The following is a 21831-nucleotide window of genomic DNA, read 5'->3' on the forward strand; positions in this document are numbered from 1 at the left end:
TAGGAAAGTATAAAATTTTAGCAAAGAAGTTTTTCGACGAAGCTAAAATTTTAACGTCCTAAGTATAAGAAAAACTACCCATTCGCTAAAGGACGAGCGAATGCGAGTTTTTCTAATATGTAAGGAAAGCATAAAGCCTTCTTCCTGCATATGTGTTAACAATGGCTGGCAATAGCCAAATTTTTTAATATTGATTTTCTTGATATTTAAAGTATGCTCCAAATAGCGTTTTGGCTGCAATTGGCATGGCCTTTTCATTAAAATCAAATTTCGGATGATGATGTGGATATGGGTTGTCATGAACTTGAGCACCGGTAAAGAAAAATGCTCCAGGTTTCTCTATTAAGTAATAGGCAAAATCTTCTCCTGCCATGGATGGGTTCATTTCTTCCGAGGTATGGATTTCTCTAATATTTTCGGCGACTTCCAAAACAAGTGTCGCTTCCTTTTCATGATTAACAACTGGTGGGTAGCCTTTGTGATAATGAAAATCATAGGTTGCATCATAACCAATGCAAGCTCCTTTTATGATTTTTTCCATTTCTGACATAATTCTTTCTTGTACGTTTACATCAAAATGTCTAACCGTTCCTTTTATTTTGGCGCTGTCTGCTATAACATTAAATGTATCTCCAGCATGAAACATACCAACCGAAACTACTGCGGTTGCGAGGGGGTCAATTCGTCTGCTTACAATCTGCTGCAGTTCAGAAATTAATTGTCCACCGATAACGATAGCATCCTTGGTTTCATGCGGATAGGCGCCGTGACCACCTTTACCCTGGATTGTAATCTCAAATCGATCTGCCCCAGCCATCATAATATCCTTCGTAGTTTGTAATTTACCAAGTGGAGTAGTGGCCCATAAATGTGTTCCAAAGACTACATCTACATGATCAATGGCACCTGACTCAATCAATGGCTTTGCCCCGCCCGGTGTATATTCTTCCGCATGCTGGTGCACAAATTCAATCGTTCCAGGAAGTTCATTTTGAAACTGTTTCAATGCTTTTGCAAGCGTAAGAAGGGTTGCAGTATGTCCATCATGTCCACAGGCATGCATGACACCAGGAACTTTTGATTTGTATTCTACATCTTTTTCATCTTGAATCGGCAGTGCATCAAAATCTGCTCTTAATACAACTGTTTTACCTGGTTTACCGCCTTTCAATGTTGCTATAACACCATTTCCGCCTACGTTAGTGCGATAAGGAATACCGAGTTCTTTATAATAATCAGCAATGTATTTTGCTGTTTCCGTTTCTTGAAAGGAAAGCTCCGGATATTGATGCAGATGCCTCCTTATTTCCACCATTTCCGGATATAGTTTTTCTATAGATTTAAAAATTTCATCAAGCAAAATAAGTCCCACCTTTAAAGCTTTTTTACAATTATAACACTTTAGGTGGAAATAGTTGCGAAAATAACAATATGCTAAGTAATGTGGAAGAATTATTATTCATTCCTGTCCGAAAAAGCAAAAAATCTGTAGTACAAGGTAGGGCATAGTTAATCAAAAGAGGTACTAATCATTTTGATCAGTACCTCTTTTTAAATGGTCAATTATTTCTGTTATAAAAATTAAGAGAATCTAGGGTCCTCTAGTAATCTTTCAATTTCTTCTTTATGCTGTGTTTCATCAGTAATTAAGTCTTCCAGTTTGACAACAAGTTCCGTTAAACCTAAGTTTTCGGCTTGTTTTTTTCGTTTTTCATAACGTTTAATCGTGTCTGTTTCCGAATTTAGTGTTGCTTCCAATAAATCTTTTACGTGAATCGGCTGCGGGATTTCAGCGGCTTTCGTTGTTGGTGTGCCACCAAGGGATTTGATTTTTTCTGATAAGTATAGTGCATGTCCCAATTCATCGGATACCTCCCCTTCAAAAAAAGGTTTTAAAGCAGAGCGATAGAGGCCGGAAACGACAGATGCACTATACGTATACTGGATAGCTGCACCATATTCATGTGATAAATCTTCATTTAATCCATCAATTAACTGTTGTAATTCATTATCCATTATTATCCCTGCCTTTGTAGAGGATGTTCAAAAAGTCCGGTGAAAAGGACACATCGATAGAGGACCTTCTACTAAAACCGCCCACGTCCTGTGGGCAACGTAGAAGTCACCACATCCTGTGGAAGCTCGTTGGCTCGCTTTTCCGTTGCTCACGTATTAATTGCATACGCTCCGCTACTCAAAGCTTCGCCGCCTCGAACTTCTCGGTCCTTTTCATCCTCCTTTTTGAACACGTACTTGTAGTAAATTTTGGTATACTACATCTATACCACTACTGGCTATTTTCAAACATAGAGAAGGAGATTTGGAATTTGTTCAATCGAAATCTGGTAAATTTTTTATTCATCACGGTTTTTATCATGACAGTAATCTGGATTATTCAAATCGTTAACGGATACGTCCCTTATGTCGATCAATGGACCCGTGAATTAGTTGAGAAATTTGATGATACATTTGCCTATCATGTTTTTCTTATGATAACAAATTTGGGATCCAGACATTTTTTGATACCTTTCGTTTCAACAGCAGCGATAGTCTTATGGATCATACATAAACATTGGTTACCACCATTTATTTTTGCTGGAGGAACGCTTGTTACCTATTTGTTTAATGGGGTTATTAAGAATATTGTTCAACGGGAAAGACCGAGTATTTTGGAGGAGGCAAATGCGGTAGGAAACAGTTTCCCATCTGGTCATGCGATGATTTCAATGGTTTGTTATGGATTACTTGCATATTTTTTGATAAAAAAATTAAAATCACCAAAGTTATCGATAGCTGTACAAATTATTTTTTCCTTGCTTATTTTTTTAATAGGAATCAGTAGATACATTATTAATGTACATTATCTTACTGATGTAGGAGCAGGATTTTTTCTTGGGTTTATTTTTCTAGTGGGATTTTTATATCTTTACGAAGGACTAAGGAAAAAAATAGCTCCGTCTCAAGTCGGAGAGAAAAGCAATCTGTAGAAGGTTTCCTCGGCCTGAAACAACGTTTATGATAGAAGGACTAACTGATCTAGGAATCGTAGGAATGTAAGCGGTTAGGACTCCTATGAAAGGAGAATAAATTTGAGAAGTATGGTTCGTTATTTTATTGCAATTCTATTCATTGTAATTGGTACTATTCTTGTTTTAACCAATGTCGGGGCAATAGAGTTTGAGTTTAACATTTCGATGGCATGGCACCTTATTTATCCAATGTTATTCGTGGCCATCGGATTAAAGTGGTGGATTGACCATTTAAGGAGAAAAGGAGGAAGCTGGGTATTTGGTTCTTTCTTCATTATATTTGGCTTATTATTGCTTCTTGACCGTTTTGGGATTATCCATTTTACGTTTTGGGATGTCTTTAAATTATGGCCCTTATTGATTGTTTATATCGGTTTTATGCTGATTAAGAAACCGAATATGAATATGGAAGATGTGGATGAGTCAGATAGGAGGAAAAAGAAAACATATAATCATTCCTTTTTTTCGATAGGTGACCATCATTTTAGTGAGCCAAACTGGAAAGTGCAGCCTATGAATTTTCGGACATTCGCTGGTGACCTTTATTTTGATTTTTCGAAAGCGTACATTCCGGAGAAGGAGATACCAATCACCATTCATTGTTTTGCTGGGGATGTCAATATTGTAATACCTGAGAATATAGAATTTCAGGTAAATGCTTCAGTGAAAGCGGGAGAAATTGAAGTACTTGGCCAAACGTCAGATGGAATTTACAGATCGATGATATACTCTACAACCGATTACGAACAAGCGGTAAGAAAAATTGATTTTCAAATTCATCTAAAAGCTGGATCGATCCGTATTGCTCAAGTATAAGGAGGGAAAGGAGTGTTCAAACTCAGATTTTCAGGTATTCGTTATTTATTTTTTCGGGCCCATTTTTATAGTTTGTTTTTAACAACTGTCACGATTTTATCGATTTTATTATCGGTATATGTGTTATTCCGTCCAGAATGGTTATCTTTTCAAAGTATTTTTTTATTCATTTCTTTGTATATTGTGATATCAGCTATACTCTCTGTTTATATAGGATTTTATGCGAGTGGTTCGCTTAAATCACGATTGGATGCTATGTCTGTGTTAATTACACAGTATGCCAATGGAAATTATGATTCCTATATTCAATCGGTAGAAAAGGATGAAATAAGCCGAATTACGAATGAATTAAATGAGTTAGGAAAAAAGCTGCAAAACCAAGTTAAATCGCTGCAGCGTATGGCAGATGAGAAGGCTGAGTTTACCAAATCAGCACATAAAGCAGCGGTGATTGAAGAAAGACAGCGAATTGCAAGGGATTTACATGATGCGGTCAGTCAGCAGCTATTTGCCTTAACGATGATGTCAGAAGCGGCGGTAAGGCAGTTGAAAAAGCAGCCAGAAATTGCGAAAACACAAATGCAGGAGGTATCTCAAGCTGCACTGCAGGCACAAACGGAAATGCGGGCACTATTGTTACATTTAAGACCTGTTCATCTATCTGGGGATTCGTTAGCAGAAGGAGTTCATAAATTAATTACGGAGCTGAAACAGAAAAGTCAGCTTGCATTTCGGGTTTCTATCCCAGAAGATTTAATGGTGTCAGATACAGTAGAAGACCATGTTTTTCGAATTATTCAAGAATCACTGTCAAACATATTGAGACATGCCAGCGCAACCGAAGTGAACCTGGAAATATCTAACCGATCAAAGGAATTATTTATTCACATCCGTGATAATGGAAAAGGTTTTGATGTGACGAATGATTACGAAAGAAAGACATCTTATGGTTTAAAAACCATGCAGGAAAGAAGTGAGGAATTAGGAGGAACATTTATGATACGTTCCAATAAGGACGAGGGAACCTATATCGATATTCGGATTCCCTGTTAGAAGAAATGAAGAACATAGATAGGGGAGAGGTTGTAATGATTCGGGTAATCGTGGTGGATGATCATGAAGTAGTTCGAAAAGGAATTGTTGCTTATTTGCAAACAGAGGATGATATCGATATAGTTGGTCAAGCTTCCAGTGGTAATGAGGGAGCAGCGCTTATTTTGAAGCATGAACCAGACGTAGTGTTAATGGACTTAATTATGGAAGATGGAAATGGGATTGAGGCTACCAGAAAGGTGATGGAAAGCCTTGCAGCATGCAAAATTATTATCTTAACCAGCTTCTATGATGATGAACAGGTTTTCCCGGCAATTGAAGCAGGGGCGTTCAGTTATATTTTAAAAACCTCCTCTGCCAAGGAAATTGTAAATGCGATACGAAAAGCGGCAAAGGGTGAAAATGTGATTGAATCAAAAGTAGCTGGGAAAATGATATCAGGTTTCCGGGCAGGTGATAAGAAACCGCATGATGATTTAACTGACCGGGAAATGGAAGTACTGTTATGTATTGGAAATGGGATGACAAATCAGGAAATTAGTGACAAACTATATATTGGAGTAAAAACTGTAAAAACCCATGTCAGTAATATTCTATCGAAGCTTGACGTACATGATCGTACACAGGCTGCTATTTATGTGCATCGAAATGATTTGTTTAAATAGCCGTAAAATCAAAATGTTTGAAAAGTTGTCATAGTTATTTTTAGTAATCTTCTTGTACTTGATAACTCTCGTCATGTATAATGATGATTGGAGAAAAGCAAATTTGGGAGAGGAATACGAATAAATGGGGAAATTAACCAAGAAAGCAGAGAACTTATTAATGCTTGCCTGGGCTCAAGCCATTATCGCAATGGCAGGAAGCTTGTTTTACTCTGAAGTAATGGGGTATGTTCCTTGTGAATTGTGCTGGTATCAACGCATTCTGATGTACCCGTTAGTTGTTATTTATGGAGTCGCAGCCATTAAGAAGGAAATAAATATTGCACTCCCTGGAATCATCTTAAGTGGAATTGGAATGTTTGTTTCTGCATACCATTACCTTATCCAAAAAGTTCCAGCCTTTCAGGAATTTGGTGGGGCTTGTACAGGTGGAGTTCCATGCAACGCTGTTTATGTGAACTACTTTGGATTCATTACGATACCTTTCTTAGCATTAACTGCATTTATAGTTATCTTCGTATTAAGTATATTTTTATTAAAAGAACAGAAGAAATAAGGGAGGAAGTAAATTATTATGGGAAAGAAAATGCTATCGATAGTTGGAGTGATTGTGCTATTATTGGTTGCTTTATATTTCGTTGTTCAATATCAAAATAATCAGGCATTGGAAGGTGCAGATAACCCATACGGTACCACAGATTTAGATCAGGCAACGATTGATCAGTTGGATGATCCAAATTATGGAAATCAAATTTTGCCGGACGAGCTTAGCGAACAATTAGAAAACGGGGAAGATGTGACCGTTTATTTCTATAGTCCAACTTGCGTATATTGTCAAAATACAACTCCGTATCTTGTACCGCTCGCAGAAGAAAATAATATTGATATGAAGAAATATAATCTATTGGAATTTGGTCAGGAAGCCGTACCATATGCGATTGAATCTACTCCTACATTAGTTCATTTTGAAAATGGTGAAGAAGCTGCACGGATTGTGGGGCAAAGACCAGAAGAAGAGTTCCAGGCATTTTTTGACGAGTATGTACTGAACTAATCATGTGAAAAAAGCTAACTAGAACGATAACTAGTTAGCTTTTTTCTGTATCTTCTTCATGCATAAAATACGTGGTCGTAAACGGCATATCATTATAGTATGCTGGCAGTTTAACGGAAAGCACTTGATGTGCTTCCTTATAACGATCAGACTCCTTCCATTTTTCATAGTCAGCAATCGAATTCCAATGCGTAAGTACGACATACTTATTTGATTTTATTGGCTTAAGAAATCGAAATGCTTGTACTCCTTCTATTTTATCGAGTAAGTTATTTTTGATGCGATCTTCAAAGACGGCGTGATCATCGTCCATAACCGCAATCGTGTTCATTACGACATAGCCTTTTTGAATGAGCTCACCTGACTTTTTAATGACTTCATACGTACGACCTGCACCAAAAATCTGCTTTTCGCTTTCTTCGTAATAAGCCAATGCACCTCCATTATTCGTCATAAAGAAGAAGTTAATTGCCGGATGTTTGTCTTGTAATTTCATAAGGAAGTCCAATGTTCCATTCGTCATATAAGCTTTCATCGTATCATCCTTCCTACCTTTCTCCTTTTATTATATTACCCTAATTCCATTTCATTAAAGCTAGTTAATCATTTATTACATATTTTTATTTACTGGGGAAATCGACAAAATTTTTTCAAAAATAGCGGCGATAAACTATGATACAATCATTTAGACCAATGAATAGTGTTAGTATGTCAGTTTATCACGTCATAACTGATGATAAGCCCTTGCTGATTAAAGTTATAATTTATAATTATTATTAAGTGATATAAAGTATATATTACTTTTCTAATGAAGAAATATGTCGTATAATGAAAAGGAACCTGTATAGAGGTGAACAAATGCAAATAAAAAAGAAAAATGTACTATCCATACGACGTCGCATACCAAAAGGACTGAGAAACCTATTAATCGTCATGTTGGCTGTATTATTACTAGGTATGACAGGATATGGTATATTGTGGATTGGCGGAAGTCTCGTTGTTGAAGAAGATGCAATGAGACTAGATGCTGCGACGATGATAGAGACGGAAGATGGAGAAGTGATTGACCAACTGTATAATGAAAAACGAACAATTGTCCAAATTGACGAAGTACCAGACCATGTGAAAAATTCGTTTATTGCCATAGAAGATAGACGTTTTTATGAACATGCAGGTGTCGACCTCAAGTCCGTTGTTCGGGCGGTATATAAAGATATAATCGCTATGAGTAAAGTAGAAGGGGCAAGTACGATTACCCAGCAATTAGCGAAAAATTTATTTTTATATAATGAAAAAACATGGAAAAGAAAAGCAAAAGAAGTAATGGCAGCAATCTATTTAGAACAAACGTTATCTAAAGATAGAATACTAGAATTATATTTAAATGAAATTTATTTTGGGGATGGCGTCTATGGTATTGAAACAGCGGCCGAGTATTTCTTTTCCAAGCCTGCTGCTGATTTAACTATCGGAGAAGGAGCGATGCTTGCAGGACTTGTAAAAGCTCCAAATGGATACTCTCCGATTAACCATCCGGAAAAAGCATTGAATCGAAGAAATATTGTTCTCCAGTCCATGAATGATGGTGGAATGATTTCAGCGGAAACAAGAATACAGGAGCAGGGTAAAACATTAGGTTTAAATCTATATAAGCAAGAAGAACATCCTTGGAATGATACGTACATTGACCTAGTTACAAAAGAAGCGGCAGACAAATATCAAATATCTATGGAAGAATTACGACGTGGAGGCTATCGTATTGTTGTGAACTTGGATTCTGATGCACAACGAATTGCCTATAAACAGTTCCAGGACAGTAACTATTTCCCAGGGAATACAGACGGTGCAGAGGGATCGTTTGTAATGATGGAGCAGGAAACAGGGAAAATTATCGCTGCAATTGGTGGGAGAAATTACCGGTTGGGAAATTTAAACCGAACCTTAGTGGAGAGGCAGCCTGGTTCGACCTTTAAGCCGATTGTGGTTTACGGGCCTGCAATGATGCATGAGAACGTATATACACCATACACACTTATTCCAGACCAGCAGACGGAAGTGAATGATTATGTAGTTTCCAATGCGGATAATATGTACACCAATATGATTACAATATATAACGCAATTATGGAATCCAAAAATACGTCAGCGGTTTGGTTACTTAATGAGATTGGAATTGATTATGCTAAAGGATTTTTAGCTGAAATGGGTATGGACATAGAGGATGATGGGTTGCCAATTGCTTTGGGGGGATTGACTTACGGGGTAACACCAATTCAGATGATGGAAAGTTACCGTGCCTTTGTACATGAAGGAAAAGTGATCGATTCCTATACCATTGATCGGATTTACAATCAGCAAAATGAATTAATTTTTGAAGCGAATCCTACTGAGACAGAGGTATTCAGTCCCCAAGTAGCATGGAACATGACGAAAATTCTATCAGATACCGTTGATAAAGGAACGGCAAGTGCTGGTGAATTTAATAAAGCGCTGGCTGGTAAGACTGGGTCCACGGAACACCCGCATGTAGAAGAACAAACGAAAGATGCGTGGTTTGTAGGCTATACTCCAGAATATGTGAGTGCATTATGGATGGGATATGACCAATCAGATGAAGATCATTATCTTACAGGTGGCAGTGCATATCCAACCGCCCTGACCAAGTCGATACTTACTGAAATCGATAAATTAAATCCACTCTCTGAGCAATTTATAAAGCCCGATAATGTGGAAGAGTTGCCTGAGCCAATTGAACTCCCGGAAATTTCTGAGGTAAAAGCTACCTATGAAATTGGTGGGTTTTCCCTCATTCGTGGCAAGTTAACATGGAATGGTTCGGCAGATGATCGTGTCATATACCGGATATACCGTGAACAAGAAGGTATAGATGAAAGGGTTGGTGAAGTAGAAGGTACAACGGAATTTTATATCAATCCTGCGTTATTCCAATCCAACCTATACTATGTTGTACCTTATGATCCTCTAACTAAACTTGAAGGCAAACGGTCGGAAACGGTAAAATTAACATGGTAAATGTATCACGTGATTAACTGGCTGCAATACTTCCATTTATGATTGCAGCCAGGAGCTAGGCAAAGCAATTTAGTCAAATTAGTGACAAAAATCGATAATTACTACACTTTCTTGTTTGAAATCTTTATAGTAGTGATAGTAGAAGAACAGCTAAAGGATGGAAATTATGCCAAAAAATTTGAATGACACCATTATAAGAGCGTATAACGGGGAGGAAACGGAATATATTCCAGCATGGTTTATGCGCCAGGCCGGAAGATCCCAGCCGGAATACCGTGAACTTAAAGAGAAGTATTCCCTTTTTGAAATTACCCATCAACCTGAATTATGTGCTTATGTAACCCGCTTACCTGTAGAGCACTATGGGGTTGATGCAGCAATTTTGTACAAAGATATTATGAGCCCACTACCTTCTTTAGGGGTGGATGTTGAAATTAAAGCAGGAATTGGACCTGTTATTCATAATCCAATAAGAAACATTCAGGATGTGGAAAGTTTAGGAGAAATCAACCCGTCTGCAGATGTTCCATACGTATTGGATACAATACGTCTTTTAACAGAAGAACAATTGGAAGTACCTTTGATTGGATTCAGTGGAGCACCATTTACGCTGGCCAGTTATATGATTGAAGGGGGTCCTTCGAAAAATTACAGCAAGACAAAAGCATTGATGTATCGTGAGCCTGAAACATGGTTTGCGTTAATGGATAAGCTGGCAGATATGATCATTACGTACGTGGAGGCACAAGTTGAGGCTGGTGCCAAAGCTATTCAAATCTTTGATTCATGGGTAGGAGCGTTAAATGCCGCGGATTATCGTGTGTTTATCAAACCAGTCATGACAAGGATTTTTTCCGAATTACGTAAACAACAGGTTCCATTAATTATCTTTGGTGTAGGTGCTCGACACTTATTACTTGAGTGGAATGATTTGCCAGTCGATGTGATCGGGCTGGATTGGCGAACCTCTATTACGGAAGCACGTAAAATGGGCGTGACAAAAGTTGTACAAGGAAATCTTGACCCAACGATATTACTAACACCATGGGAAACGATTGAAAACCGTACAAAAGCCATTTTAGATGAAGGATTACAACATGGAAAATATGTCTTCAACCTTGGACATGGTGTTACACCAGATATTAAACCAGCAACATTGCAACAATTAACGAAGCTGATCCATGAATATTCAAAAAGATAGAGATATTGGAATAAGGGGGGCACAACAATTGAGCAAGAAAAAATTAGGATTATTAGTTATGGCATATGGTACACCATATAAAGAGGAAGACATAGAGCCTTATTACACACATATACGCCATGGACGAAAACCGGAACCTGAAGCATTACAGGATTTGAAAGACCGTTATCAAGCAATCGGCGGAACTTCACCACTCGCAAAAATTACGGAAGAACAAACAAAAGCATTGGAAGATACATTAAATACAACTCAAGATGAATACGAGTTTCAAGCATATATTGGATTAAAACATATTCATCCATTTATTGAAGATGCTGTGGAAGAAATGGCCAAGGATGGTATAACAGAAGCAGTATCTATCGTATTAGCTCCACATTATTCTACATTTAGTGTGAAATCCTATAATGACCGTACAGCTACTGAAGCGGATAAGCACGGTATTACTATTAAATCTGTACAAAGCTGGTACAATGAAGCTGGATTTATTAAGTTCTGGGCTGACGGAATTAAGGACATCTATAAAGGGATGCCTGAAGAAGAACAGGAAAAAGCGGTACTAATTGTTTCCGCACATAGCTTGCCTGAGAAGATATTGCAAAATGGAGATCCATATCCAAATCAATTAAAAGAAACAGCAGATTTAGTTGCTAAAGAAGCCGGTATTAGAAATTATGAACTTGGCTGGCAAAGTGAGGGAAATACTCCTGATCCTTGGCTTGGTCCAGATGTGCAGGATTTGACTCGTGACTTATATGAACAAAAAGGATACCGTTCCTTTGTATATGCACCAGTTGGATTTGTAGCAGATCATTTAGAGGTTTTATATGATAATGACTATGAATGTAAAGTGGTTTGTGATGAACTCGGTGCAAAATATTATCGTCCGGAAATGCCAAATGTTCATCCGCAATTCATTCACACACTCGCTGATGTCGTACTAAATACCGCGAAGAGTGAAGCGTAATGGAATATAAACATATTGTTATTGTAGGTGGCGGAATTACAGGATTATCCGCTGCCTACTATTTACAAAAAGCGATTAAAGAAAATGCTCTTCCATACCGTGTGAAATTAGTTGAAGCGAGTGATCGTCTTGGTGGTAAGATACAATCGGTTAAAAAAGAAGGATTTACGATTGATAAAGGACCAGATTCTCTATTAGCACGAAAGCCAGCAGCTATTAATCTTGTTCGAGAGATAGGCCTGGAGGAGCAAATGATTCGCAATGCTACAGGTCAGTCCTATATACTAGCAAAAAATAAATTACATAAATTACCAGCGGGGACATTTATGGGAGTTCCAAAAGTGGCTGATGCTGTATTAACATCACGAATGCTCTCTACAAAAGGGAAGCTTCGTGCATTATTCGATCTTATCCTGCCAAAGAGCAAGCAGGTAGGAGATCAATCAGTTGGCGCCTTTATGCGCCGACGTTTCGGAAATGAAGTAGTCGATACTTTAATTTCCCCATTACTATCAGGAATTCATTCTGGTGATGTTGACGACATGAGTCTTCAGGCAACCTATCCCAATTTTTACCAATTGGAACAAAAATATGGAAGCGTTATGAAAGGGTTGCAAAAGTCTATGCCGAACCCATTTAACAAGAAGCCCAAAAAACCTGGAAGTATGTTTTTTTCTTTTAAGAGTGGTTTAGAAACACTGGTACATCGTCTAGTGGAAGTAATGGACGAGGATATTTTTTCCATTCATACTGCTGTGGATCATATTGAAAAAAAAGAAGAAGGCTATCATGTGTTATTAAGCAATGGGAAAGTATATAAAGCTGATGCTGTCATAATGGCAACCCAGCATAATGCTGTGCCTAAAATATTTAGCCAATATGATTTCTTTAAGACATTGAACGAGATACCATTGACGTCATCAGCAAATGTGGTTCTTGCCTTTGATCAAAAGGCTATTAAAAATAAATTCGATGGCACTGGTTTTCAGGTGGCCCGTAACAGCTCTAAATATCGAATTACAGCATGTACATGGACAAACAAAAAATGGCCAACAACTACACCGGAAGGAAAAGTACTGTTACGTTGCTATGTAGGAAAACCAACAGATCAAACGGTTGTTGATTTATCAGATGAAGAAATAACGAATATCGTACTGAAAGACTTAAAACGTACTATGAAAATAAAAGGGATGCCAGAATTTTCCATTGTCACACGTTGGAAAGACGCACGCCCACAATATAATGTTGGCCATCTGGAACGTGTCAGCAAAGTACGTGCTAATATGTCAGAAACCTTACCAGGTATCTATTTGGTTGGTAGCTCCTATGATGGGGCAGGAATTCCAGACTGTATTGGAAATGGGGAAAAGGCTGCAGAAGAAGTAATAAGTTATTTGCAAAAATAAAGAGAAATACATTCAATAAAACGGGGCTGAGACAAAAGTGTTTTAGTTAAAGAAAAATCCGAAGCATAATTCAAAATTCTTTAGTTAGAATTCGAATTAGTTCGGATTTTTTATTTTTCTCTAACAGTTTGGGACTGTGGTTACTCGTCCTACAGAAAAGATTTGTTTTTTTGTCCCTATATCGATAAAATCCGACTTTAAAATATGTTGGAGCTAGTGGTTCTTGAGTTCATTCGAGCATCTAGAGCCTTTCTAGATTCCCTTTTGCAGGGTACTTGAATGCATTCGGTCACGTAGAAGCGTACTAGGTTCCCATTTGAAAGGTACTTGATTTCATTCGGTCACGTAGAAGCATTCTAGATTCCCTTTTGCAGGGTACTTGAATGCATTCGGTCACGTAGAAGCGTACTAGGTTCCCATTTGAAAGGTACTTGATTTCATTCGGTCACGTAGAAGCATTCTAGATTCCCTTTTGCAGGGTACTTGAATGCATTCGGTCATGTAGAAGCTCACTAGGTTCCCATTTGAAAGGCACTTGAGTGCATTCGGTCACGTAGAAGCATTCTAGATTCCCTTTTGCAGGGTACTTGAATGCATTCGGTCACGTAGAAGCATTCTAGGTTCTCTATAGAAAGGCACTTGAATGCATTCGGTCATGTAGAAGCTCACTAGGTTCCCATTTGAAAGGCACTTGAGTGCATTCGGTCACGTAGAAGCTCACTAGGTTCCCATTTGAAAGGTGCTTGAGCGTATTCGGTCACGTAGAAGCTCTCTACGTGACCTTAGAAAGGTACTTGAGTGCATTCGGTCACGTAGAAGCATTCTACGTGACCTTTTGAAAGGTACTTGAGCGCATCCGTTCACGTAGAGCTCTTTACGTTCCCTTTAAAAGGTACTTGAATTCATTCGAGCACGTTGAACCTGTCCGAGAATCCTAAAAGTGCACCTTTAAAAATGTGCTTTTTTCAGTAGTCTCTGTTCCGTGCATTCTAGAAGACGCAGGATCACCAATTTTGCGAGCGGGGAGGTTGAAGTGTTGCCTTAAGATGCGACTCAATTCCAATAGCCATACTCCAGTCCATGTTATTCCCTTGCTTCAAAGTTCACTTCATTCAGTCCGCTAATTTCAATTATTTGCCCATCCTCCAGGTTAATGGTTACTTTTGGAACCCCGAAATCACCGGAGGCATCCAATATCTCGTTTACTGTAGGAATTCCAACGCATTATAAACAAAGAGATTCCCGCTTCCGCTTGGTGTTGTCACATCATATCTGCTAGCTTCTATGTCCAAACCAACTTCCCATGTACCGGTGGAAAGGGTATTCGATAGTTCCGTTTCAGCTGGTGTGAAGGTTACCGCGTTAATTCCGGATATTTCTATTTCCTGTCCGTCTTCAATTTCTGTTGTAACACTAGTTACACCAAACTCACCAGATGGATCCAGAATTTCGTTTACGGTAGGTATATCTCCATCATATACAAATAGATTGCCGTTGCTGTCCCCGGTAATGACATATCGACCTGCAGGGATATCTGTTCCTACTGCGAACGTACCCGCGTTAAGTGTCGTTTCAGTGGCAGATGCATTGTCCCGGGTTCTTGTTTCCGGTTCAGGTTCCTCTTCTTCCACTTCCTCTGTTTCTTCCCCTTCTTCAGGCTCTTCTTCCGTTTCTGGAAGTTCTTCTGTTGTATCTTCTACTGGTTCTGCAGTGTCAGTAGGTTCTTCTTCCTCTTCACCACTAGTAGCTATGATTATGATTAGAATGATGGCGAGTAGCCAAAACCACCATCTTTTATAAAATGGCTTTTTACGACGATGTCTCTCTGCCATTTTCATAACCTCCTTTAAATAAATACTTAGTCATTTTATTTTTCCTTGATAATCATAATTTTATCCCCCTAATATGAACTATAAGATAAAAAAAAAAGCCCAAAGCCTTGATTCTGCGGCCTTGGACTTATTGGTTTATTTATAGCTATTTTCTAATTCATTGATCAGGGAACCAACATAATCAACTGCAATATGAATTGCATCAGCTTTCGACATATCGACACCAGCTTGTTTGATTAAATCCAGTGGTTTCCGTGTGCCACCCGATTTAAGGACATTTAGCCACTGATCCGCTGCTGGTTTTCCATCTTCTTTAATCTTTTGTGCGACGGCAGTTGAAACCGTTAATCCAGCTGAATACGTATATGGATATAATCCCATGTAATAGTGCTGTTGTCGCATCCAGGTTAAGCCTGCACCACCGTCAAAGACAACATCATCACCCCAGAAGTTTTCCAATACTTCCTGCTTTTGTGCACATAGCAAATCAGCAGTTAAAGGTACTCCTTTTTCCGCCAAGTTATAAACACGGCGCTGGAATTCTCCTTCTAATAAATGAGTAACAAAGTTATGATAATAAGTTCCGAGCAATTGGGTAATTACCCATCGGCGCATCCTTTTATCATCATGTTTCTCTAATAAATGATCAGCAAGCAGTAACTCGTTTAAGGTAGAAGGTGCCTCGACAAAATACATCGATGGACGTGAATTAAATAGCGTTTGATTTTTTCCGGCAAGGTAGAAATGCCCAGCATGGCCCAATTCATGAGCTAAAACAAAAGCACCACGCATCGTATCTGTCCATGTTATAAGAATATAAGGATGGACACCATATGGACTGGAACAAAATGCACCATTCACTTTGCCCTTATTATTCGCTATGTCCACCCAGCGGTTAGACAGTCCTTTTTCCATGATGTCACTGTATTCTGGCCCCATAATTTGCACTGCATCGAGAATGGTTGACTTTGCCTCTTTGTACGTTATTTTCGGGTTAAATGACGGATCTAATGGAGCTTTTAAGTCACAATAACGCATTTCTTTAAGTCCTAATTGTTCTTTCTTTAGTCGGATGAATTTACGCATATGGGGAGCTAGTTCTTTTTGGATAATATCCAATTGATTATGGTACATCTCTTTTGATACTTGCTGGGAGGATAGCAGCATATCGGTAACTGATTCGTAATTACGGAGCCGGGACAATGTTACCTGTTTGGAAACTTCTGTTGCGTACGTTGCAGCAAATGTGTTTTTATATTGATTTAAAGTATTGGTAAAAGACTGATATGCTTTTCCTCTAATGTCTGCATCTGGTGATAATTCATAACGATCTTCAAATAATGGAGCAGACATTGGCAATTCTTCCTCTGTTTCCGTTTTAATCGAATCAAAGGTCATATCAGAAACTTTCGCCCGCTGGTATATCAAATATGGTGCCTGATGAACTTGTTGTAATGCAGCTAGTGTTTCCTCGACTTCAGGGGAGAGGGTATGCAATTTTTTCTCCGTTAGGTCCTGAAACATCTTGCTGTAGACTTGTAGATTTGGCTCATCTTTCAAAAATGAGTCAATCGTTTCCTCTGACAGAGTTAACAGTTCTGACTGGAAAAAAGAAAGCTTTGCTCCAATCTCCGCAAATAATGAAGATACCTTGGCGGAATCCCGCTGATTTTCTGGATTAGATCCGTCAGCACTGGAACGAAGATTTGCATATGTAGCAACTCTAACAAGTTTTTCCTGGTAGGTTTCTCTGGAAATAATGGCTTCTAATAATATTTTCGCACTTTCCTTTAGTTTCCCTTTGTATTTAGTTACATTGTCGATATCTTTTTGCAGGGCAGTTAATTCCTCTTTCCAAGCCTGAAGAGATGGAAATAAATCGGTTAGTTCCCATTTCTGTTCTTCAGAAATTTCACTTCTGTGAAGGGGGGCTGTAGCAGATGTATTCATTGTATTCTCCTCTCCAAATATTTCGATAATCTAAGTAATTATATTATATAAATAAGCAGAAAGACAGAGTTTAGTGATATTGATATGTTGGAAACTAATAGTGCTTAACCATAACTAAACAAAAAAATACAACTACCAAGGCAGCTGCATGTTTGTTCAATATTTTTAAATAAGAAGGTGGATTTGATTGTTACATGGTAATTTCTGTTATAATGATTGTTGTATAACAAAGATTTTATCCTTTTTATCTAGCTGGATGATCGCATTCATCACAAATATTACCGTAGCAATCGGCTTTCTCATGGATTTCTCCACCGCATTGCGTACACTTCTTTTTCGGTAAGCTTTTAAAGAATTCAAGGATGTTGACCATGTTTGTTTCCCCCTCATAAGTTAATGTACTTTTATTGTATTACAACAGCATTTGTTATGTCAATGCTGTTTTATAACATTTTTTTTGAAAAGGAGTGATTTTTTTGAAATTTACTGTAATTGGTTTTTGGGGAGGCTATCCAGCTATGGATGGTGCAACCTCTTCGTATTTGTTGGAAAAAGATAATTTCTCGCTATGGATAGATGTAGGGAGTGGTTCGTTATCGAAGCTACAAAAGTATAAGCATGTTTCCGAGCTGGATGCTGTTCTTGTTTCTCACTATCATCATGATCATATAGCCGATATTGGTGTATTACAATACGCCCGACTGATTGAATATTATGTAACAGGAAATGATACTATTTTACCAATTTACGGACACACAGAGGATAGGGAAGGGTTTCAGTCGCTTACCCATACCTATACAAAAGGAATTGCGTATCATCCAAATGAAACATTGCAGATAGGTCCATTTTCGATTACTTTCCTGAAAACCAATCATCCTGTTCCATGTTATGGAATGCGGATTACAGATGGTCAATCGGTTATCGTTTACTCGGCAGATTCAAGTTACCAGGAAGAATGGGGGACGTTTGCTGAGGATGCTGACTTGTTCATTAGCGATTGTAACTATTATGCTGGACAAGATGGGTCAAAGGCAGGACATATGAATAGTGAAGAGGCAGGGAAAATTGCGGCACAAGCAAATGTGAAACAGTTATTATTGTCCCATTTACCCCAATACGGGGACAGAAAAAAATTGGTAGAAGAAGCAAAACAACAGTATGATGGTCGTGTTCAATTAGCCAAAGAAGGATTTGTCTGGGATGGGGCATTAGAAGGATAATTCGAAAGCGTTTCTCTTTGAATTCATTTTCTTTTGGATTAAACTAATAATGAAAGGCTGTCTTAATTTGTTGTTTCTGACAAAAAATTAATGTACTGTGACATCATTTTACGGGTAGTTGGTGCCTATACTCGCATCGGAAATACATTAAGACTTCACCAAAGTTTGAGGGTTAAAAAGCAGCAAAGTTTATAAAAGAGTCTTGTTAAACAATTAATAGGAGGTTTCTAACATGAAATTTATTGATAATAAAGGGATTACCGATCCAATGGTTAATTTGGCCATCGAAGAATATATTTTGGAAAATTTTGGTGAGAAAGATACATACTTGTTATTCTACATTAATAAACCATCGATAATTATTGGCAGAAATCAAAATACAATTGAAGAAATAAATACAGATTATGTGGATGAAAAAGGAATTAAGGTCGTTCGTCGTTTATCTGGTGGTGGAGCGGTTTACCATGATGAACAAAACTTAAACTTCAGCTTTATTACGAAAGACGATGGAGAAAGCTTCCAAAACTTTGCTAAGTTCCTGCAGCCAATTGTCGGCGTATTGAATAAATTAGGGGTACCAGCAGAAATGCAGGGACGTAATGATCTCGCTGTGGAAGGAAGAAAGATTTCCGGTAATGCCATGTTTTCAACAAAAGGCCGTATGTTCAGTCACGGCACATTAATGCTTGATTCAGAAGTAGAAGAACTCACTAAAGCATTAAAAGTAAAAAAAGAAAAGATTGAATCCAAAGGAATTAAATCGATTCGCAGCCGTGTTGCTACCATTTCTGAATTCCTTAATGAAAAAATCACCATGGAAGAGTTTAAAGAAGCTATTCTAAAAAATATCTTTAACGTAGAAGATATAAAAGATGTTCCACAATATGAACTAACAGATGAAGATTGGGAAAATATTCATAAAATATCTAAAAACAGATATCAAAAATGGGAATGGAACTATGGCAAATCTCCATCTTATAATGTTCAGGAGTCTCATAAATTCCCATCAGGTTTAGTGGATATTCGTTTGGATGTTCAAAAAGGTGTCATTGAGAATTGCAAGATTTATGGCGACTTCTTCGGCATAGGTGATGTAAAAGAACTGGAGGAGACACTAATTGGAGTTCGTCATGACCGTCAAGCAATTGAAGAAGCACTAAAGGATGTGGAAGTTCCACATTATTTAGGAAAAATTTCAAAGGAAGATTTTATTAATCTTTTTTATTAAGCAAGTTCAAATAGCGAAATAAGGTCCCTTCGAAAATATCATTTTAGAGGAATTGCCGATAGGGGAAATTTCCGCAGAGATTTGCGTCATTTAATAAGCCAATAACCCAAAAATGCTTTAGAGAATAACAAACTCTAAAGCTTTTTTTAGTATGGATTTCATCATATTTAGGCAAAATAAGGACTAGGAGCTGATAAAGAATGGAGAAAAAGAATAATCCCGAACTGGATACATTTACGATTTTAAATCCGGATTTTACGGTTGAAAATCAGGATTTAAACGTGAAAAGTGGAGCAGATAACCCGGAAGAACTCAAGTCGGAATCGATGGTACAGTAATAGGGGATATTTTTTTCGAAAAATTTAGTTTTTAACTATCTTTATTCGTCGAAATTTGGTAAATTATAAATAAAGCTACTTTCTTTTCGTTTTCTAAAATCGAAAGGAAGGTTACCGTGATAGAAGAATTTAATACCCCGATTTTTGAAATAAGCCCACTTACATTGGCAATTATCGCAGAACATAATGAAAATGACGTAATTGTTACCCGCATTATTGAGGAAGATGAAGAATTTCTTGTGGATCAAACTCCACAACAGGTTATCAATTTCGCATGTAAGTTTTTCGGATCGAGTCTAAAGGGCAGACAGGAGGGAACAAGGAATATATGTGGATTTTCCAGTAAAATTCCTATTTCTATTGACCCTTCTAGTGGAATGTATTTTTTTCCTACAACCTCACCTAAAAATTCCAAATGTTCTTGGATTGCCCATTCGCATATCGGAAAATTAAGCAAGATGAGGAACCAAAAAACGAAAATCATTTTCAAGAATGGCAAGACGCTTACATTGGATGTGTCCTTTCGAACGATGCTAAATCAATTACAGCGAACGGCACAGTTCCGCTTTTTACTTGATAAGCGTCTCAGGTTTTTGCAACAGCAGAATCCTGAGATGATTGCAGAGCCCTCTCCATTAGATCCCGAATGACTTCTTCCACTTTTTTTCGAATGGCAGGATTAAAGTAATTACGTTTCTCTTCTCTACCTTGACAAAGGAACAGAAAAGAAGAAAATGAGTCATTTTTGTTTAAATTTACAACCTGTATTTTCTTATCCTCCATCGTTTTCCGAAGTTTTCTGCGTTCCTTTCTTGCCAAGGAATCCATTCTCTTTACCAAATCAAGATAAGGTTCATTAATTTTAAATTGCCCATTCTGAATATGGACGATATCTTGGTGCAACACGACAATTGCCATGGAAAGAAACAGAAATCTTGTTGCTATCTGTAACTCATCATCTTTCAGATAACGCATGTAAACTCCTCCATATCACCAGGAACATTTGTTCTGTTTATTCTATTATATGATAAAGTGAAACGAAAATACAACATAAATCATAATTTTTTAGTAAAATGAAAGAAAGTAGCTTAATTAATCTTACAAGTACGCATGATGAAGCCTTATAAGATAAAATGGTATACACATAAGGATAAAAACAGAATTCGATACATAATGAGGAGTATAAAACTACATGTATATAATGAATATTACCTTTTCAAATTGGGAAACCATGCTTGAAAAAGAAGGAGTAGAAGATTTTATCCTGCAATTACTGGAACAATATGAAGGGTTGGGACCATTGCCAGGTTTTTTTCTGCCTTTTGTAGAAGCGTTCCTTCCTTTTTTACCTTTAATTGTCTTTGTATTAACGAATGCTGCTGCATATGGATTGCTTGAGGGATTTTTATTATCCTGGCTAGGTGCAAGTGTTGGTGCAATCACGGTGTTTATTATTATTCGCCAGTTGCGGAGTCAAAAATGGGTGAGAAAAATCCGGAAAAATAAACAAGTAAGTGCCATTACTTCATGGGTTGATAAGCATGGGTTCGGGCCATTGTTTCTATTACTGGCTTTTCCATTTTCCCCGTCGTCTATTATTAATATTGTAGCTGGGTTATCTAAAGTCAGTATTCAGCAATTTACATTAGCAGTACTGCTTGGGAAATCGGTCATGATTTTTTCCATTTCCTATGTTGGGACCAGCATTATGGAATTTGCAGAAAACCCATTAAAAACTATTATTGTATTCATTATTATTGGGTTATTTTGGATGATAGGAAAAATCATTGAAAAAAGGCTACAGAAACGAGCAGAGCGGGAAGAGTCAAATGAAACAATAAAATAAAAAGTAAAAACACATGATTCTAAGATACGTGAAAAAAGCTGCATAAAAATCGGTATTTGTTTTTAATTAGATCTCTTATTTTGAACCCAAAATAACGTAGACTCCTCGAAAATAAAAACCGATTTACTTCGTGCGATGTAGAGCTGCAGACCGCGTTCCTTGTCCTGTGGGAATAGCACGTTCCAGACTTGAGCAG

22 protein-coding genes are annotated in these 21831 nt (G+C 37.7%); 15 read left to right on the forward strand and 7 right to left on the reverse strand.

All coding sequences use genetic code 11. The annotated features are described in order from the left end of the window. Positions 1-184: 184 nt before the first annotated feature. On the reverse strand, positions 185-1360 hold the full coding sequence (locus tag GMJ66_RS02725) for a M20 family metallopeptidase (protein ID WP_269321857.1): 1176 nt from the start codon (positions 1358-1360) through the stop codon (positions 185-187). Positions 1361-1581: 221 nt separating this feature from the next. Further along, positions 1582-2016: a ferritin-like domain-containing protein gene (locus GMJ66_RS02730; protein WP_156288807.1), complete on the reverse strand. Its 435-nt coding sequence runs from the start codon at positions 2014-2016 to the stop codon at positions 1582-1584. Between the two features lie 311 nt (positions 2017-2327). Here GMJ66_RS02730 and GMJ66_RS02735 point away from each other — a divergent pair, with 311 nt between their 5' ends. From GMJ66_RS02735 to GMJ66_RS02760, 6 genes are all read left to right on the forward strand, one after another. Further along, on the forward strand, positions 2328-2987 hold the full coding sequence (locus GMJ66_RS02735) for a phosphatase PAP2 family protein (protein ID WP_231514794.1): 660 nt from the start codon (positions 2328-2330) through the stop codon (positions 2985-2987). Between the two features lie 111 nt (positions 2988-3098). Further along, a complete protein-coding gene (gene liaF, locus GMJ66_RS02740; RefSeq protein WP_231514807.1) occupies positions 3099-3845 on the forward strand; it encodes a cell wall-active antibiotics response protein LiaF in 747 nt (248 codons plus the stop codon). Positions 3846-3857: 12 nt separating this feature from the next. Continuing rightward, the gene (locus GMJ66_RS02745) at positions 3858-4898 is read left to right on the forward strand and encodes a sensor histidine kinase (RefSeq protein WP_156288809.1); all 1041 of its coding nucleotides are present in this window, start codon (positions 3858-3860) and stop codon (positions 4896-4898) included. A gap of 35 nt (positions 4899-4933) precedes the next feature. After that, on the forward strand, positions 4934-5563 hold the full coding sequence (locus GMJ66_RS02750) for a response regulator transcription factor (RefSeq protein WP_156288810.1): 630 nt from the start codon (positions 4934-4936) through the stop codon (positions 5561-5563). Between the two features lie 124 nt (positions 5564-5687). Next, positions 5688-6119 carry a disulfide oxidoreductase gene (locus GMJ66_RS02755; protein ID WP_156288811.1) on the forward strand — a complete coding sequence of 144 codons (432 nt, stop codon included), beginning with the start codon at positions 5688-5690 and terminating at the stop codon, positions 6117-6119. An 18-nt stretch (positions 6120-6137) separates the two neighbouring features. After that, positions 6138-6617, forward strand: a complete 480-nt coding sequence (locus GMJ66_RS02760) for a thioredoxin family protein (protein WP_156288812.1) — start codon at positions 6138-6140, stop codon at positions 6615-6617. 34 nt (positions 6618-6651) lie between these two features. Here the strand turns inward: GMJ66_RS02760 and GMJ66_RS02765 are convergent, their stop codons facing one another. Beyond that, on the reverse strand, positions 6652-7152 hold the full coding sequence (locus tag GMJ66_RS02765) for an antibiotic biosynthesis monooxygenase family protein (protein WP_156288813.1): 501 nt from the start codon (positions 7150-7152) through the stop codon (positions 6652-6654). 323 nt (positions 7153-7475) lie between these two features. Here GMJ66_RS02765 and GMJ66_RS02770 point away from each other — a divergent pair, with 323 nt between their 5' ends. The 4 genes from GMJ66_RS02770 to hemY all read left to right on the forward strand — a co-directional run bounded on the left by GMJ66_RS02770 (position 7476) and on the right by hemY (position 13221). Next, a complete protein-coding gene (locus GMJ66_RS02770) occupies positions 7476-9650 on the forward strand; it encodes a transglycosylase domain-containing protein (protein ID WP_156288814.1) in 2175 nt (724 codons plus the stop codon). A gap of 166 nt (positions 9651-9816) precedes the next feature. After that, entirely contained in the window at positions 9817-10851 is a 1035-nt protein-coding gene (hemE, locus tag GMJ66_RS02775; protein WP_156288815.1) for a uroporphyrinogen decarboxylase, read from the forward strand. Positions 10852-10879: 28 nt separating this feature from the next. Beyond that, positions 10880-11815 carry a ferrochelatase gene (gene hemH, locus GMJ66_RS02780; RefSeq protein ID WP_156288816.1) on the forward strand — a complete coding sequence of 312 codons (936 nt, stop codon included), beginning with the start codon at positions 10880-10882 and terminating at the stop codon, positions 11813-11815. After that, positions 11815-13221, forward strand: coding sequence for a protoporphyrinogen oxidase (gene hemY / locus GMJ66_RS02785; protein ID WP_156288817.1), 1407 nt, complete (start codon positions 11815-11817; stop codon positions 13219-13221). Before hemH ends, hemY begins: the two co-directional genes overlap by 1 nt. A gap of 1202 nt (positions 13222-14423) precedes the next feature. On the opposite strand, the gene GMJ66_RS02790 is transcribed toward hemY, so the two are convergent. The 3 genes from GMJ66_RS02790 to yhfH all read right to left on the reverse strand — a co-directional run bounded on the left by GMJ66_RS02790 (position 14424) and on the right by yhfH (position 17376). Beyond that, a complete protein-coding gene (locus GMJ66_RS02790; protein ID WP_156288818.1) occupies positions 14424-15053 on the reverse strand; it encodes a hypothetical protein in 630 nt (209 codons plus the stop codon). 135 nt (positions 15054-15188) lie between these two features. Further along, on the reverse strand, positions 15189-17003 hold the full coding sequence (gene pepF, locus GMJ66_RS02795) for an oligoendopeptidase F (RefSeq protein ID WP_156288819.1): 1815 nt from the start codon (positions 17001-17003) through the stop codon (positions 15189-15191). A 244-nt stretch (positions 17004-17247) separates the two neighbouring features. Further along, positions 17248-17376 (reverse strand): protein YhfH, encoded by a 129-nt coding sequence (gene yhfH / locus GMJ66_RS02800; RefSeq protein WP_156288820.1) that lies wholly within the window; start codon positions 17374-17376, stop codon positions 17248-17250. 103 nt (positions 17377-17479) lie between these two features. Between yhfH and GMJ66_RS02805 the strand changes: the two genes are divergently transcribed. From GMJ66_RS02805 to GMJ66_RS02820, 4 genes are all read left to right on the forward strand, one after another. Then, positions 17480-18223 (forward strand): MBL fold metallo-hydrolase, encoded by a 744-nt coding sequence (locus tag GMJ66_RS02805; protein WP_156288821.1) that lies wholly within the window; start codon positions 17480-17482, stop codon positions 18221-18223. 232 nt (positions 18224-18455) lie between these two features. Continuing rightward, complete coding sequence (locus GMJ66_RS02810) at positions 18456-19451, forward strand: lipoate--protein ligase (RefSeq protein ID WP_156288822.1); 996 nt, start codon at positions 18456-18458, stop codon at positions 19449-19451. 200 nt (positions 19452-19651) lie between these two features. Beyond that, entirely contained in the window at positions 19652-19789 is a 138-nt protein-coding gene (locus GMJ66_RS02815; protein ID WP_156288823.1) for a hypothetical protein, read from the forward strand. Positions 19790-19905: 116 nt separating this feature from the next. Beyond that, complete coding sequence (locus GMJ66_RS02820; protein ID WP_156288824.1) at positions 19906-20439, forward strand: competence protein ComK; 534 nt, start codon at positions 19906-19908, stop codon at positions 20437-20439. Here the strand turns inward: GMJ66_RS02820 and GMJ66_RS02825 are convergent. Beyond that, the gene (locus GMJ66_RS02825; protein WP_156288825.1) at positions 20375-20764 is read right to left on the reverse strand and encodes a hypothetical protein; all 390 of its coding nucleotides are present in this window, start codon (positions 20762-20764) and stop codon (positions 20375-20377) included. The two genes, GMJ66_RS02820 and GMJ66_RS02825, sit on opposite strands and share 65 nt — an antisense overlap. A 217-nt stretch (positions 20765-20981) precedes the next feature. Between GMJ66_RS02825 and GMJ66_RS02830 the strand changes: the two genes are divergently transcribed. Then, positions 20982-21635 (forward strand): TVP38/TMEM64 family protein, encoded by a 654-nt coding sequence (locus GMJ66_RS02830; RefSeq protein ID WP_156288826.1) that lies wholly within the window; start codon positions 20982-20984, stop codon positions 21633-21635. The last annotated feature ends 196 nt before the right edge of the window (positions 21636-21831 follow it).

It is taken from the genome of Oceanobacillus salinisoli (assembly GCF_009733865.1).
Lineage (GTDB): Bacteria > Bacillota > Bacilli > Bacillales > Amphibacillaceae > Oceanobacillus > Oceanobacillus salinisoli.

Excerpts from the sequence above, each read along its gene's own strand:
- GMJ66_RS02770 (WP_156288814.1), top strand. The coding sequence starts at position 7,476 with ATGCAAATAAAAAAGAAAAATGTACTATCCATACGACGTCGCATACCA.
- GMJ66_RS02760 (WP_156288812.1), top strand. The coding sequence starts at position 6,138 with ATGGGAAAGAAAATGCTATCGATAGTTGGAGTGATTGTGCTATTATTG.
- hemE (WP_156288815.1), top strand. The coding sequence starts at position 9,817 with ATGCCAAAAAATTTGAATGACACCATTATAAGAGCGTATAACGGGGAG.
- GMJ66_RS02825 (WP_156288825.1), bottom strand. The coding sequence starts at position 20,764 with ATGCGTTATCTGAAAGATGATGAGTTACAGATAGCAACAAGATTTCTG.
- GMJ66_RS02790 (WP_156288818.1), bottom strand. The coding sequence starts at position 15,053 with ATGGCAGAGAGACATCGTCGTAAAAAGCCATTTTATAAAAGATGGTGG.
- liaF (WP_231514807.1), top strand. The coding sequence starts at position 3,099 with ATGGTTCGTTATTTTATTGCAATTCTATTCATTGTAATTGGTACTATT.
- GMJ66_RS02765 (WP_156288813.1), bottom strand. The coding sequence starts at position 7,152 with ATGAAAGCTTATATGACGAATGGAACATTGGACTTCCTTATGAAATTA.
- GMJ66_RS02830 (WP_156288826.1), top strand. The coding sequence starts at position 20,982 with ATGTATATAATGAATATTACCTTTTCAAATTGGGAAACCATGCTTGAA.
- pepF (WP_156288819.1), bottom strand. The coding sequence starts at position 17,003 with ATGAATACATCTGCTACAGCCCCCCTTCACAGAAGTGAAATTTCTGAA.
- GMJ66_RS02815 (WP_156288823.1), top strand. The coding sequence starts at position 19,652 with ATGGAGAAAAAGAATAATCCCGAACTGGATACATTTACGATTTTAAAT.
- GMJ66_RS02750 (WP_156288810.1), top strand. The coding sequence starts at position 4,934 with ATGATTCGGGTAATCGTGGTGGATGATCATGAAGTAGTTCGAAAAGGA.
- hemY (WP_156288817.1), top strand. The coding sequence starts at position 11,815 with ATGGAATATAAACATATTGTTATTGTAGGTGGCGGAATTACAGGATTA.
- GMJ66_RS02755 (WP_156288811.1), top strand. The coding sequence starts at position 5,688 with ATGGGGAAATTAACCAAGAAAGCAGAGAACTTATTAATGCTTGCCTGG.
- yhfH (WP_156288820.1), bottom strand. The coding sequence starts at position 17,376 with ATGGTCAACATCCTTGAATTCTTTAAAAGCTTACCGAAAAAGAAGTGT.
- GMJ66_RS02810 (WP_156288822.1), top strand. The coding sequence starts at position 18,456 with ATGAAATTTATTGATAATAAAGGGATTACCGATCCAATGGTTAATTTG.
- GMJ66_RS02730 (WP_156288807.1), bottom strand. The coding sequence starts at position 2,016 with ATGGATAATGAATTACAACAGTTAATTGATGGATTAAATGAAGATTTA.